This window comes from Cyclobacterium sp. L-R (assembly GCF_056859355.1).
Genome location: NZ_JBSXOH010000084.1, coordinates 261,681 through 275,994, shown reverse-complemented (window position 1 = coordinate 275,994; position 14,314 = coordinate 261,681). Strand labels below are relative to the sequence as shown.

General features: G+C 36.9%; 8 protein-coding genes and 1 pseudogene. 1 reads left to right on the top strand and 8 read right to left on the bottom strand.

Going from position 1 to position 14,314, the window contains the following annotated elements; translation table 11 throughout:
* Positions 1-5: 5 nt before the first annotated feature.
* The 8 genes from AC13EX_RS16950 to AC13EX_RS16915 all read right to left on the bottom strand — a co-directional run bounded on the left by AC13EX_RS16950 (position 6) and on the right by AC13EX_RS16915 (position 12,769).
* A complete protein-coding gene (locus AC13EX_RS16950) occupies positions 6-1,721 on the bottom strand; it encodes a RagB/SusD family nutrient uptake outer membrane protein (protein WP_482893612.1) in 1,716 nt (571 codons plus the stop codon).
* A gap of 45 nt (positions 1,722-1,766) precedes the next feature.
* Complete coding sequence (locus AC13EX_RS16945) at positions 1,767-4,889, bottom strand: SusC/RagA family TonB-linked outer membrane protein (protein WP_482893610.1); 3,123 nt, start codon at positions 4,887-4,889, stop codon at positions 1,767-1,769.
* Positions 4,890-5,771: 882 nt separating this feature from the next.
* On the bottom strand, positions 5,772-7,316 hold the full coding sequence (locus AC13EX_RS16940) for an SDR family NAD(P)-dependent oxidoreductase (RefSeq protein WP_482893608.1): 1,545 nt from the start codon (positions 7,314-7,316) through the stop codon (positions 5,772-5,774).
* A gap of 150 nt (positions 7,317-7,466) precedes the next feature.
* On the bottom strand, positions 7,467-8,009 hold the full coding sequence (locus tag AC13EX_RS16935; RefSeq protein WP_482893606.1) for a hypothetical protein: 543 nt from the start codon (positions 8,007-8,009) through the stop codon (positions 7,467-7,469).
* 331 nt (positions 8,010-8,340) lie between these two features.
* Positions 8,341-8,784, bottom strand: a complete 444-nt coding sequence (locus AC13EX_RS16930; protein WP_482893604.1) for a hypothetical protein — start codon at positions 8,782-8,784, stop codon at positions 8,341-8,343.
* A 175-nt stretch (positions 8,785-8,959) separates the two neighbouring features.
* The gene (locus AC13EX_RS16925) at positions 8,960-9,373 is read right to left on the bottom strand and encodes a response regulator (RefSeq protein WP_048643788.1); all 414 of its coding nucleotides are present in this window, start codon (positions 9,371-9,373) and stop codon (positions 8,960-8,962) included.
* A 492-nt stretch (positions 9,374-9,865) separates the two neighbouring features.
* A complete protein-coding gene (locus AC13EX_RS16920; protein WP_482893602.1) occupies positions 9,866-11,041 on the bottom strand; it encodes a sialidase family protein in 1,176 nt (391 codons plus the stop codon).
* Positions 11,042-11,236: 195 nt separating this feature from the next.
* Positions 11,237-12,769 (bottom strand): arylsulfatase, encoded by a 1,533-nt coding sequence (locus tag AC13EX_RS16915; RefSeq protein WP_482893600.1) that lies wholly within the window; start codon positions 12,767-12,769, stop codon positions 11,237-11,239.
* A 241-nt stretch (positions 12,770-13,010) separates the two neighbouring features.
* Between AC13EX_RS16915 and AC13EX_RS16910 the strand changes: the two are divergent.
* Positions 13,011-14,248, top strand: a pseudogene (locus tag AC13EX_RS16910) (IS256 family transposase).
* Positions 14,249-14,314 lie beyond the last annotated feature (66 nt).

The window sequence follows — 14,314 nt, the reverse complement described above, 5'->3', positions numbered from 1 at the left end:
CTTGCTTAATAGCCAGGATTTTGAGGAAACTCAGCATCCACATTTAGGTCAATTTGTGCCTGAGGTATTGGCCAACGGAAGTTGTGTTCTTCAATGTCTGCTCCAGGAACTAGCGGGTTATCGTTATAAGCCCGTACCCTATCGAGAAGCATTCCAGTTCTTCTTAAGATAATAAGCCTCCATTCTTCACCATACAATTCTCTCACACGTTCGTCCAGTAAGAAATCCATGTCAATATCCGAAGGAGAAACAGGTGTAGCATGGGCACGTTCTCTCACTCTATTCACATCTTCTGCGGCCAATGCTTTATCTCCCAATTCCAAATATGCCTCTGCCCTTATTAGCAAAGTTTCAGCAAAACGTAATGCATACCAGTCCTTGTGGGTGATTCCTCCCCCTGAACGATTGGGTTGCAAGAAATAATTTAATGGATCCGTAAATTTAATGTGAATAGGGAAAATGATTTTACAAGTATCCGCTATTGGATCAGGTCTTGGTGGATCATAAAGGCTGAAATCAATTTTTTGTTTATCATAAGCTGATTCTGGTGAGTCATAATAGAAATTTCTCTTCAGGTTATGCTCAGCATTTCTAATATCAATGTCCCAATTGTCTTTCCATACATCATAATAAACCAGACTAGTACCTCTACCATTCGCTGTAGGTCGACCCAAAGTATCAGAATAGCCGGTATACATTCCATTATACAATTCACCCTGAAAACCTTTTTTACCATCAGGAGTCAAGCCAATGTCAAAATAACGAGGTCCGAAAATATAGGCACTTGCAATCTGTCCACCACCGATGATAAAAGGCTCTACCTGTATTACCCACATGGATTCTTTATTTTCAGGAAGGTTATGATTTCCGAAGCCAAAAAGGTCTAAAAACACATCCCCTGAGCCAAACACATCATTTCCAAGTTTAGTACCAAAACGACTTGTCATTAAATCATAATCATAATCTTCAATAACTCTTGTAGCCGCTTCCACCGCTTTTTCGAAATTATCCTGTTCAAGGTAAGTCTCTGCAAGGTAATGCCAAGCTGGACCTTGAGTAATTCGTCCCGGTGCATCTTCTTCACCTGGTTTTGGTAAATTATTCGCAGCATATTGAAAATCTTCAACCATCAAGTTGTGAATATCAGCTACAGGGTTTCTAATAAAATCTGCTTTAGCTGAATTAATCGGCTCGGTCAATAGCGGGATATCCCCGTAGGTAGAGACCAAATACCTGTAGGCAAATGCCCTGAAAAACCTTGCCTCGGCAATGTATTTATTTTTACCGGCTTCACCTTCTGCAAACACATCAGGATCAGCACTTTCCACTCTATCAATCAATACATTTGCCCATTGGATAATCTCAAACCCAACATTCCAAGTAGCAATTACATTTCTCCAAACAGGAGTCATGTCTGCATAAGAATTCAAATAAGAACCTCCTGGTCCCGGTGTTTCACCATTGTATCCCAAATCTGAACCATGAGTTGCCCAATTCATCACACCAAATTCACCGAATGAATAGTAGGCAGACCGTACTCGGTCATGAATAGCAGTAATACCTTGTAAAGCACCTGCTTCAGTTAAATATGCATTATCAGGCGAAAGAAAATCGAGGGGCTTTTCGTCTAGAATATCATCATTACAAGACGGAAATATAAACAGCGCAACTGCAGCAATCAGCAAGGATTTAACTGCAAGAAATTTTATATTTATGTTCATTGTTTTTTTATTTATCAGGTTGTACTTAATTAATTAAGCTGATTCTTATAAGCTAAGATTCAAACCTAGAATGAAATTTCTCATTAGTGGCGTATCACTAATACCAGTTTCTGGATCCCAACCTTGCCAATTTGTCCATACATAAGGATTTTTGCTAGAGACATAAACTTGTGCAGACTGTAACTTTAATTTATCCAAAAAGCTTTGTGTAAAAGTATACCCCAATGAAATATCCTGTAGCCTTACAAAACTCCTGCTTTGGTAAACTCCACTTTGACGAAGGGGTACATTATAAATCCCTGTAGTGTTGGTAGTAGGATTTTCAGGTGTCCAATAAGGATTTACTGCTGAATTATTCCTTCTATCCGGGAAATAAAAGAGTGGATTGATTATGTCAGCATTGTTAGACATATAATAATTTTTACCTCCCTGAATTGAATTTATAAATACCGAAAGGGTGAAATTATTGTAAGTAAAGCTGTTATTGAGACTGAATCTATAACTTGGAGATTCATATCCAATAACCTTTCTATCATTTGTAGGATCGATCTCTCCATCTTGATTTTGATCCACATAGCGAAACTGTCCTGGGTACCATCCATCTAAAGTGTTGCCACTAAAGAATTCTTCTTCGGTCCATACTCCTCCTGCCATTTCATAATCATATATAGCACTAAGCGATTCTCCAACAAACCAACCGTTCCCAATATCATTGTCATCTTCTCCACCATACAGCTTGGTGATTTTATCCCTATTAAGTGCGAAAGTAAAATTGGTTTCCCACCTAAGTGCTCCATCCATATTGATAGATTTCAAATCAAACTCAATCCCTTTGTTTTTTAACCCTCCTATATTTGTCCAGATATTTGCATAACCGGCAGCCCTTGGTAGTTGTCTTAAAACCAATACATCAGTTGTGTTTGCCGTATAAGCATTGACCGTACCAGTAATCCTGTTTTGCCAAAACCCAAAATCCAGCCCTAGGTTATAGGAAGTAGTGGTTTCCCAAGCCAAGTTTACATTTCCAAGATTACTCGGATATAAACCTATGGCTGTAGATTGCCCATAAACATAATACCTGGTACCCATTCTAGACAAACTTGAATAACGTCCTATTCCTTGGTTACCATTTTTACCATAAGAAGTCCTTAATTTAAGATAGACATCCATGTTATCAAGGAAAGGCTCATCTGTTAGTACCCAAGCCAAAGAGGCAGAAGGGAATGTTGCCCATTTATTGCCAGCACCAAATCCGGAAAAACCATCTCTACGTACTGTTCCTGTAAACATGTATCTGGATAGAAAACTATAATTGACACGTGCCATATAGGAAAGACTGTTTTCTTCATATGCAGAAGAACTTCCAGTAACAACCTCTGCCAAGCCAATATTATTATAGCCAAGGATTTCATTTTCAAAACCTGAAGCCGAGAGCGTTGAAGCATTACCTGTTCTTCCTTCTCTACTAAACAAGAAAGTAGAATTTACCTGATGATCTCCGAAGGTTCTCGAATAATTAATAATATTATTCAAATTCCAATCTCTGGATTCAGATGGACTTTTTATTGCCAATCCCCTATTGGAAACACCTGATGGGGTTGAACTTGAATGAAAAGTGTTGTTGTTTCTATTGGAATAAACATGGGAATAATTGAATTCGTAATTTAAACCTTCAATCCAGGGGATAGATACTTTTAACCTACCCACAGCAAACAACTCATTGGTGATATCTGAATTGTCTATGTACTTATTCACTAAAGGGTAAGGTTGGAATAACTCTCCGCCAAGGTAAATATCATAATTCGGCTCACCGATATAATTGTTCACCAAGGGACTCGCTACCCTTGCATTTGCAAGACTGGTGGGGATACCAGAATTGTCTCTGGTACTATAACTAGCATTTAAGCCGAAGGTTAACCAGTCAGTAATTTCACTTTCAACATTACTACGCAAGGTAATTCGCTTGAACTTATCATTAATCTGTATACCTTCCACATCTGTAAAAGAACCAGAAACATAATAGGTAGACCGATCTGTCATTCCTTGAAGGCTTAGGTTATAATTTTGCATAGGGGCAACCTGCAAAACTTCATTCACCCAATTAATTTCGTTTCCAGCAAGGTAGTTTTGTTGTTCTTCATAAGTCTTCAAGTAAGACCCTACCGTCTCGGGATTGGTTAAATCCGGCCTTTGTGGTCTTCCTTCTGCACTGGTAGGATTGGTTTTATACCATGCATACACCTTACTTTGATGATCCCAATCAACCAAACGATTGGCAAATTCATTTGCATTCATAACCCGCATAGGGTTATTGGTCATGTCCTGAAATCCAGTATACATCCCAAAAGAGATAACAGGTTTCTCAGATTTACCTTTTTTAGTAGTAATTAATAATACACCATTTGCAGATCTCGAACCATATACTGCTGCAGCACTGGCATCTTTAAGTATATCTATGGTTTCTACATCATTAACGTTAATATTAGAAATGCTCCCATTGTAAATCACACCATCCAAAACGATCAAAGGACCATCAGAGGCAGAAAGAGAAGTTTTACCTCTTATTGAAATTTCAGGTTCACTGGAAGCCCCACCTCTACCTTCAAGGTTCACCCCTGCCGAGGCTCCAATCAAGGCTTGGAAAAGGTTGACATTGGCTTGTCTTGATTTGTCTTCCATAGAAATTCTAGCAACCGAACCGGTTAGGTCACTTTTCTTTGCTGTACCATAACCAATAACAAGAACCTCATCCATGGAGGTCACATCCTCTTCCAATACAACATCAATTACATTTCTATTTCCAACAGAAATGGTTTGGGTAACGTACCCAATATAGGAAAAAGATAAAGTGGCTCCATCGGGAACTGTAATGGAATACTTACCCATTAGGTCAGTAGCTGTACCAGTGGTAGTACCAGGTACAAAGACTGTAACACCAGGGATAGATTCCCCATTCGAATCAGTAACGGTACCGGTAACGGTAATGTCGACAGCAAGGGTTTTATTAATTGAAAAACCATCATTTTTTACTGTTTCTGAGCCTTTATTCATCTCGCCCGGCTTCAGCTTTGCCCCTGAGGCAAAACCCAAGGTCAATATTTGGACGGAAAAAGCAAGAACCATTATCCCGCCTTTTAACTTTAAGGATTTAGGTATTATTTTCTTCATCGTTTAGGGGTTAGTAGTCATAATTTTCGTAAAACATTCAATTAACAATTTTTCGTTTTGAATTCATTAAGTATTGAAAATTATAAACTACTCAATTCAATAGCAAGTAATTTATAATATTTTTATTTTTTGTGTTAAGGTTTAAAGACTTTTCATGCAAATTATTCACATAAGCTAACAGAAATTTTACATCTAAGGTTAGGATGTTTATTCAATGGTTAGCAAACAGGAAAAATACACCTATAGACCAACGATTTTATACCTATATCATATTTAGGGGAATTTTGAAAATAAACCAATTAATAAATGGCTTATGAATACTAAAACCTTAATAAGCGAATCTATATACTACATATACAAAATTCATAAATCCCTAATACAAAGGAATTTATTGAAAAATTAGATTAAACCATCACTATATCATTAATTTTCAATTATTTTATTGAAAGCTATTTTAGCCAATCTTTAATGATTAAAAAAACCATATTTAAAAAAGTTTAATATAATTAAATAACAATAAACCACTTTATAATAGAAATTCAAAAGTAAATAATTACAAAAAAAATAGACAATTTATGAAAAAACACTATTTTGAAAAGTTAATAAATATTGAAATCAAACCTAAGCCAAATGGTTAAACCCGAAATATGCAATAGACATTCTATTACGTGCTGAAATCGCTTTAAAATCAGCCACTTCGTTGCTGTTTTCAATTTCACCATAGCGGTGCTATGCTAAAATCTCCAAACAGCCTGATTTTCTTGCGATTGCAACACTCATCACAAATTCTATTACATAATCCGGGTTAAACCTTAGGAAATCGTACATAAAAAATTATTGGACAGTCTCCAAAATTGCTCATACCATAGGACTTGCCGCTTATTACCAACTAGTCGGTCTATAGTCTTTCAAAAATTTACCACACCAGTGTTTTCCAGTATTGATCCCATCGAACAATGGGTCCATTACCCTAGCTGCACCGTCCACAATATCCAAAGGCGGTTGGAAATCATGAATTTCTTCTTTCTTCTTGGCCAATTCAATGGGATCCTCATCGGTAACCCAGCCAGTATCCACTGCATTGGTATATATACCAAACTTGGCAAATTCAGCCGAAGAAGTAAGCGTCATCATGTTCAAAGCAGCCTTAGCCATATTGGTATGTGGATGCCTTGATTCTTTGTGGTATTTATGAAATTTACCCTCCATGGCAGAAACGTTAATAATGTGCTTCTTACCTGTATTGTCCTTTTTCATAATGTGCACCAAACGGTTACAAAGCACAAAAGGAGCAATAGAATTAACCAGCTGTACTTCTAGCATTTCATTGGTATGGATCTCACCTAATTTTAACCTCCAGCTATTGGTCTTCCTCAAATCTACCTGCTGCAAATCCGCATCCATCTTTCCTATTGGAAAAACTTCTTCGGGGGTCAGAGCATGATCAATGGAGTAAGCGATTTGTGATAATTTTGCTGAAGCACTTAAACCTATGCCTACTTGATTGCTATGCCAGCTTACAGGAAGGTTTTTATTAGATTCTTCAACCAAAAAACTCGAAACGCTCAATTCTCTTAAGCAAGCTTCGTGATCTGACAATATATCCCTGACTTCCATAGGCAATTCGGATAAAGTCTTTTCTTCATTGGCCAATAAGTGCTGATAAAAACCTGCCGGTCGTCTTACCGTTTGTGCAGCATTATTGATGAGCACATCCAACCTATCGTATTTTTGTTCGATAAAATTGCAAAACAATTCTACGCTTGGAATATGTCTTAAATCTAAGCCGTGAATTTTAAGTCGATGCCCCCATTTTTCAAAATCCTCTTCTTTGGCAAATCGCAAAGCAGAATCGACTGGAAATCTTGTAGTAGCGATAACTGTAGCCCCTGCCCTTAACATCATCAGGGTAATATGATAGCCAATTTTGAGCCGAGAACCAGTAACTAAAGCAACTTGACCACTTAGGTCAGCCATTTGAAAACGTTTGGCATAATTAAAGTCACCACATGCTTCACACATGGTATCATAAAAATGATGTAAAGTGGTAAAGGTCTCTTTACACACATAGCACTCACGAGGAGCTACTGAACCCCCTTTTGTCCTAGTTTGTGAGGTATTCAAAAGCATTTTAGGTGCAACAAAAACTACCGCTTCTCTGGCACTTCTGATTCCGGTATTGTTACGGGCCTGTTTGTCATTTTCAACTGCTTTTCTTTTGACTTTCTTTTTGGCGTTTTTTTTACGTTTAATCAATTCTTCCTTTTCAGGTCTAGAAAGCCGACCGGCTTGTTTGATCAATTCAATTCTTCGATCCAGAGGAATATCAAATATTTGGTCAGTGTCATTGTTTAATATTTCTAAAATGGCGATGCATTGATCTATCTCATCTCTGTCTAATCGACCTTTATTTTTGCTACTTTCCATTTATTTGATCAGAATCGGGTACACAACAATTAAAATTTTGACTATGCTTAATACAAGCTACAAAGGTACACTCTTTTCAACTAAGCAAGTGAAACCAGGCAAAACTTGAGCACTACCCTATTTGAACCCAAATTGAAAAAAGATTACTATTCACTCATCGAAATCTTCTCTTATTATTCGGTGCTTATTTTTCCTTTGCTTTTTCATGCGTTCTGACTTTTTCTTAGCAGAGACTTTATTTCTATCAGACTTAAAATGCATTCCAGATTCTGCCAAATAAGAGCCTTGCTTTATCATAAGACCATTATAAGGACAATCCTTATAGCCACAATTGTGTTTAGAGTATTCCCCAAAATTCCTATGTTTAATTTTCTTATCAGCAAGGATTTTTTCTTGATTAATTCTAATATCATTCCAAACCTGCTTTTCATCAGCCACTGTCATTTCAAGGCCTAATGTACTGAGATCAAAAAAGGTCTTTGGGTCTTTCAATTGATAAAAATTGAAGGTTTTCTCAAATACCACATTCGCATAATCTCTTAACTCAATCCGATCACATAGGTCAAGACTTTCATTCTCACAAATTGAGCGGTACATCCCTAATGTATTGAAGTCTGAATATTTTTTGTAATTATCAATTAGGTCAAAATATTCATCTTTCCTTAATTGGTTGAATTTCTTTCCAATTACCATATTTATCAATATTCATTTTACTGTTAGCGTTAAAACTAAAGGGATTTTGCTGGTTTTAAAAATAATGATGGAAACTTATTAGCAAAATAAAGCTTAAACAGGCAGGTTTAGGTTAGTTTTAAGGACTTGGGAAATACAATAATTAGGTAATTGACTTAAATTGAGATTTTCACATTCAATTCCGGAAGTAGACCCTCATTATTTGCTTCAGAATTTATTAAAAATCCGTTTAGAGAAATTAGTATTGGTATAGGGATTAAGCAATCTGTATTATTCCCCGGGATATTTAATACAACAGCTATAATACTAGCAAAATTCAAAATGATTTTAGCTAGTAACAGTATTGAGTAATTTTATTTATAACATTGGATTTGGAATGCATGCCCCAAATTGCCCCACCAATTAAAAGGAAGCAGATGGACACCCAAAATGGTAACCTACTTGAGAACTTTAGATCAAAAACATTAACGACATTATCAAAATTAAATAAATACTGACCAATTGTTAGTACTGATATAATTAAAACACTAACAATGGCTACCTTACTTAATAATAAAATAGAATTGGATCTTTTTTGAGAAGTAAGCACCCCCAGACTTAATAGAAAAAATGAAACTTCAGAAGTAAAATCCATGAATTGATCTCCTGAAAACCCAGAGAGAACAGATTGAAAATTTGACAACCAAGCAGCCATAACAGCAATATTTATCGCCATTATTATCAAACTAATAATTTTTACGTTTCTTGACTTCTTAGCCTTTAATTCTATTGTCATATAATTATTTAGATATTAATTACGACCGAATTTATATCTTTGAAGTCAAAATAAAGTAAATAACGCAGGTTAAAAAATGGATATTACTTAGGTAAACAATTACAGTGTAATTTTATTAGTTGAACCCTATGACTTTAGCTAATATATTACACCTAAAAACAATAAAATACTTTTATTAATTAGACACAAAGAATTCTTCAACAATTTCTTCAATCATTTTCACGGTTAGGGGTTTGTTCCTGTATCCGCTAATTGTAGAAAAACTTTTCGCTTTATTTAAATCATCAGGGTTCAATGAAGTGGTCAACATGATCAAAACAATATCCCCTCTGTTGTTTTGGTTTAATTTTTCGTATTCTTCTAAAAATTGCCACCCATTCATTATGGGCATATTAATGTCTAAAAAAATAATATTAGGTTTGATTAAAGGTTCATTTTCTTTTGGCTGAAGGTATTCAAGTGCCTCCAAACCATTCTCCACAACAACTACATTTTCAATGCAGTTGGCTTTTTTAATTGCATATTTGTGAACAAAATTAGTTGCTTTGTCGTCATCAACGAGCAAGATAGAATTAATCTTTAAAGCCATTATTATGAGATTTACTGAAAAAAATTTAAGTGATCATCGTTTACTTTCAATGCAAAACAAAAAAGAATAATTAAAAACTATTTCTTATTTGCAAATATACCAAAAAATACATTAACACTTCAAATTTAATTAAATATATAAAATTGTAAAAATTTTAATTCTAATAAAAACAAAAAAAACACCCAATAAATTTTAAAATATACCATTTACACAATATTTATCATGCCAATATTTTCATTAAACAACAAAATACAACATACAACTATTTACTAGCTACATAATGCGAAAAATTGTTTTTTTTCTGGCTTCATTATTTAAAAATTGTAACCTATAAGTAAAAGGTCCTGCCTAAATTACCCTATTACATCTATGGACAAAACCTCCTATTTCCTCTTGTATACGAACTTATCCCCCATTAAAGGTGGTAAATCAATTGCATAAAAAGCGCCAGATGCATCTGAAATGAGAGGAAGAGTTTCCTTTTGCTGTTTTTTAGGGACTTGTAATCATTTCAATTGGAATAATTGCTAATTCAGCACTATTGTTATTCCAAGTGTCTCTGCCTTTTCCAATTGGCCTGCCTACTTTCCCACCACTATTAGAATACCCAACATACAGCTTACCTTGGTATTCAACAGCATGAGGATAAGCCAAGGCTGCTTGGGGATGTGACTCTCCTACTCCTTCGGGGAAAACAGAATGGCGAATCACGAAAACTTTTGAAAAAAACAGCTCTCCAGGAGGACTGATAGCTATGGTCAAAGTGTTTCTCGTTTTATTTACACCATTAAAGGTCGTACCAATCAAATAATATTCACCGCTACTCAATTGACCTGTATATGGTTTTGAGGTGGTCATGGGCAAGTTACTGGGCTTAAGTATTGACCAAGTCTGACCAAAATCATTGCTTTTTGATGCCAAAGCTATGGATTGCTTGCCCCATCGTGCCACATTTATAATTATTGAACCATCAATTATAACAGTGCTTTCACCCCAAACTTTCTCAGTTTTCATAGGAATAACAACCACATCCCATTTGGTGAAATCATCCCCATCACTTATTGCAACAGCTGGTGGATTGTTCCCACTGCCAGTTTCGTTAACCTGAAAACCTGACATAATCCAGTTCCCATTATCCATTTTTTCAGGAGCTGCCAATGGCCAAAAATTATTTCTTGCAACGATACCTTTGTCCTCCCATACATCCGTTTTTTCATTTAAAAGAAAGGCGCGTACGCGAAGCTTTTCCATAATCCCATCGTATTCTCCATGAAATGCCCACAACTCACCATTGTAAGAAAGAAATTCACCATGACTAACCGCTACATTGTCTCCTCGACCTATGGTTTTGACAGGCCCCCAGGTTTTACCCCCATCTTCACTCACACGGTAATTGGCTTCCTCTGACACTGTATTTTCACCATTTTTATTGTGACCAAAGGAAGCGTAAAGTTTGTCCTTATGCCAGATCAAAGCAACCCCATGCAAAAATCGGTAACCATCTTTAGAAAATTCAAAGGGTTTTATGACCGAAAATTCAACGTTTTCAATAATTGGAATTTCATTTAACTCAGGCATATTAACCGTTGTATCCCATAAAGGGAAAACTTCCTGAGCAAACGATTGGAATGAACATAAAAATCCAATCCACAAAAATACACTTTTCATTGTTTTGACTTTATCGTTAAACAGGTAATGCAACCCACCTATAATCAGGGAATTGCTCCGATTTGATTGCTCTTTTTTAAATCATTATTAAAGCGTTCCGTATTGTTGGACAAATGAAAGTACCACTAAACTTATATTAACGAGAATTGCAGACTTCCATCAATTAGCTTTACCTTTAAATTTCTCCTACCAAGCTTAATTCAGCTCAGGTTTTACCCAATCTTTGATCCCACTAGCTTCCTTTTGTTTTTCATATTCCACCCAAAAAGGTTTCTCTTTGGCTAAAGGAGCTGTTTCGTTAACCATTAAAGGTCGCACTTCGTCCCACCAAACACCATAGGCTTCTTTCATTTTTTTAATGAGTACAGGATGTTCCGCTGCAATGTTATTTGTTTCTCCAGGATCTTGATACAAATCATACAATTCACTGTTTTTCACAAATCTATACTGTTCGTTTCTAACCGCATATTTCTTGAATTTTGAACTGTCAGGATTCGACGTTTCTGCAGTACCTACCCAACGTTCTGTGCCTTCTTGATCTGTAATATTGTCTGGATTTAAAGGCCATCTCCCCTCATGAAAGAATCGAAACCTGTCTTCAGATTGAATGCTGTCCTTTTTTAAATAAGAAAGGAAGCTTTGCCCATCCAGATCCGGAATATCAGAGATGTCAATATTGGCAATTTCAGCAAAAGTTGGCAACATGTCATAATGATTAAGCATCACATCCACCTCTTTGCCTTTATTGAATTTATTGGGCCATCTGATAAAGAAAGGAACCCTTGTTCCTCCTTCATAAACACTTCCCTTAAACCCTTTCATCCCTGCATTGTAGGTTTCTCCATGCACTGTATTGTAACCTCCATACGTTTTCCCATTGTCCGACATAAAAATTAAAATGGTATTGTCGGAAATACCCCATGCATCCAGTTTATCCATCAATATACCCAAGTTATAGTCTACGTTTTCTATCATTCCATAAAAGCCTTGAGCATCTGTTGGGTAGCCCTGATCGATGAATTTTTGCTTGTATTCTTCAGGAGCTATAAAAGGACCGTGTGGGGCATTTGTGGTTATATAAGCAAAAAACGGTTCCTCTGTTAAGAACTTATCTTTTATCCATGACAAAGCCTGTGTAAAAAACACATCGGTGCAAAACCCCTCCGTTTTCACAAAGGTGCCATTGTGCTTAATAACGGGATCGAAATAACCATTTCCAGGAGCATCGGCACAAGAACCTGCATAAGCCTGACCTATACCACCGGCACCATGTATAAATACCTCGTCAAATCCACGACTGTCAGGTTGGTACTCCTGCTCATCTCCCAAATGCCATTTTCCAAATATACCACTGGTATAACCTCCCCGTTTCAATACCTGAGGCAAGGTAGTTAGGCCTAGTGCCATTCTTTCCCTTTCCAGAATGGTATGCGTAATGCCATTTTTAAAAGGATGTCGCCCGCTCATAATGGCAGACCTGGTTGGCGCACAAGTAGGACTGACCTGAAAATCCTCTAGACTTATTCCCTGAGATTTCAACTTATCCATATTAGGCGTTGACACATCCGGACTTCCATTGGCTGAAATGTCTCCATATCCCTGGTCATCTGTCATTACCAATATAATATTTGGTGGCAATGGTTCCTGTTGTTTTTCCTGGTTACAACCGAAAATCATTAGGGCAAAGCCAAAGAAGAAAAGAGAATGGAGAAGGATAGTGTTTTTCATTGTGATTACTATTAATGATTTGTACACAATAATAGCAATAAGATTGGAAAAACTGCTGTGAATAGGCGTATGGTTTAATTGTTAATTGTTTTTAGCGTATAAACTTCAATAATCTTCTTCCTTTGCTTGAGACTGTTGAACGTTCATACCGGTGCCTCAGACGTTCGGACTGGGATTGTCGAAATATCGGTACCTGAGCTGAGACTGTTCATTTAAGTGTGTCTGCTAATTTTACAAATAAATGACAAAGAAACGAACACTTGAAGAATTATTGAGCGATCCTAAGATGAGTGAGCGGCTAAAAGAGCGGCTTTACATTAAAAGGGATTGCTGGGAAAAGAGAGTCCATTCAGTGAGATTTTACAAGGAATGGTAAATACGATGCTTGATGCTGAAATCGATGGTTTTTTGACAGTGGAGCGGGCAGCAGGAACTACCAATAAACGAAATGGAAAAACGCCTAAGCGAGTTATAAGCGAAATTGGCGACCTTCATGTTTCAACCCCTAGGGATCGCAATGGTCATTTTGAGCCAGAACTGATAGGTAAGCGCCAACGTGAACTTACCAGTGGCTTAGATGACCAGATAATAGCATTATATGCTCAAGGCAACTCTATTGAAGACGTGCGACGTCTGCTAGAGGATATTTATGGAGTAAGTATCTCTGCTGGTCGAATTTCTGAAATTACCGACAAAGTATTACCAGAGATTCAGGAATGGCGGACCAGAAGCCTTCAGCGCTTTTATCCGGTCGTGTATTTAGATGCCATTCACTTCAAAGTAAGGCAGGAAGGCAAATATATAAGTAGTGCTTTTTACACGGTTTATGCGGTTGATTGGGAAGGAAATAGAGATCTTTTGGGCTTGTATGTCAATTCGGGAGGAGAAGGTGCTGGGAAATGGGGGATGGTGATGGAAGATCTTAAATCCATAGGGGTGGCAGATATACTGGTGATTTGTACAGATGACCTACAAGGGTTTTCATCTCAAATCGAAGAGGCTTTTCCGTCTTCAATTATCCAAAAGTGCATCGTCCACCAAATGAGGAATTCAGTCAGATTCGTGGACGACGTTGATAAGAAAGCAGTTGTTAAAGACCTGCGTCAAATCTATACTTCTACCACAGAAGAACAGGCAAAAACAGCTTTAGCGGCTTTTGAGGTGACTTGGGGCAAAAAATACCGCTATATCGTTAAACAATGGACAGAAAATTGGACTGAGTTGATGGCCTTTTTGGACTTTCCATTACCGATGCGAAAGATGATTTACACGACCAATCCAGTGGAATCTCTTCATCGAATAATCAGAAAGTTGGTAAAAAGTAAAGCAGCATGGGTGTCAGAAACGGCCCTAATTAAACAGCTATACTTATCGATTACCAGAAATGAAAAATAATGGAAAAGAAAGGCTTATGGGTGGACAGCAATACAGCGAGCCATACTAGAATTATATCCCGAAAGAATACCCAAAAAGGAATAATTAACCAGGGGATGGTATCGTCGGCCTACGGCCTCCTCAACCATCCCCTGGTTAGAATGAATTTAA

Bases quoted from the DNA above. Each gene is read 5' to 3' on its own strand.
- AC13EX_RS16950 (WP_482893612.1), bottom strand. From the start codon at position 1,721: ATGAACATAAATATAAAATTTCTTGCAGTTAAATCCTTGCTGATTGCT.
- AC13EX_RS16945 (WP_482893610.1), bottom strand. From the start codon at position 4,889: ATGAAGAAAATAATACCTAAATCCTTAAAGTTAAAAGGCGGGATAATG.
- AC13EX_RS16940 (WP_482893608.1), bottom strand. From the start codon at position 7,316: ATGGAAAGTAGCAAAAATAAAGGTCGATTAGACAGAGATGAGATAGAT.
- AC13EX_RS16935 (WP_482893606.1), bottom strand. From the start codon at position 8,009: ATGGTAATTGGAAAGAAATTCAACCAATTAAGGAAAGATGAATATTTT.
- AC13EX_RS16930 (WP_482893604.1), bottom strand. From the start codon at position 8,784: ATGACAATAGAATTAAAGGCTAAGAAGTCAAGAAACGTAAAAATTATT.
- AC13EX_RS16925 (WP_048643788.1), bottom strand. From the start codon at position 9,373: ATGGCTTTAAAGATTAATTCTATCTTGCTCGTTGATGACGACAAAGCA.
- AC13EX_RS16920 (WP_482893602.1), bottom strand. From the start codon at position 11,041: ATGAAAAGTGTATTTTTGTGGATTGGATTTTTATGTTCATTCCAATCG.
- AC13EX_RS16915 (WP_482893600.1), bottom strand. From the start codon at position 12,769: ATGAAAAACACTATCCTTCTCCATTCTCTTTTCTTCTTTGGCTTTGCC.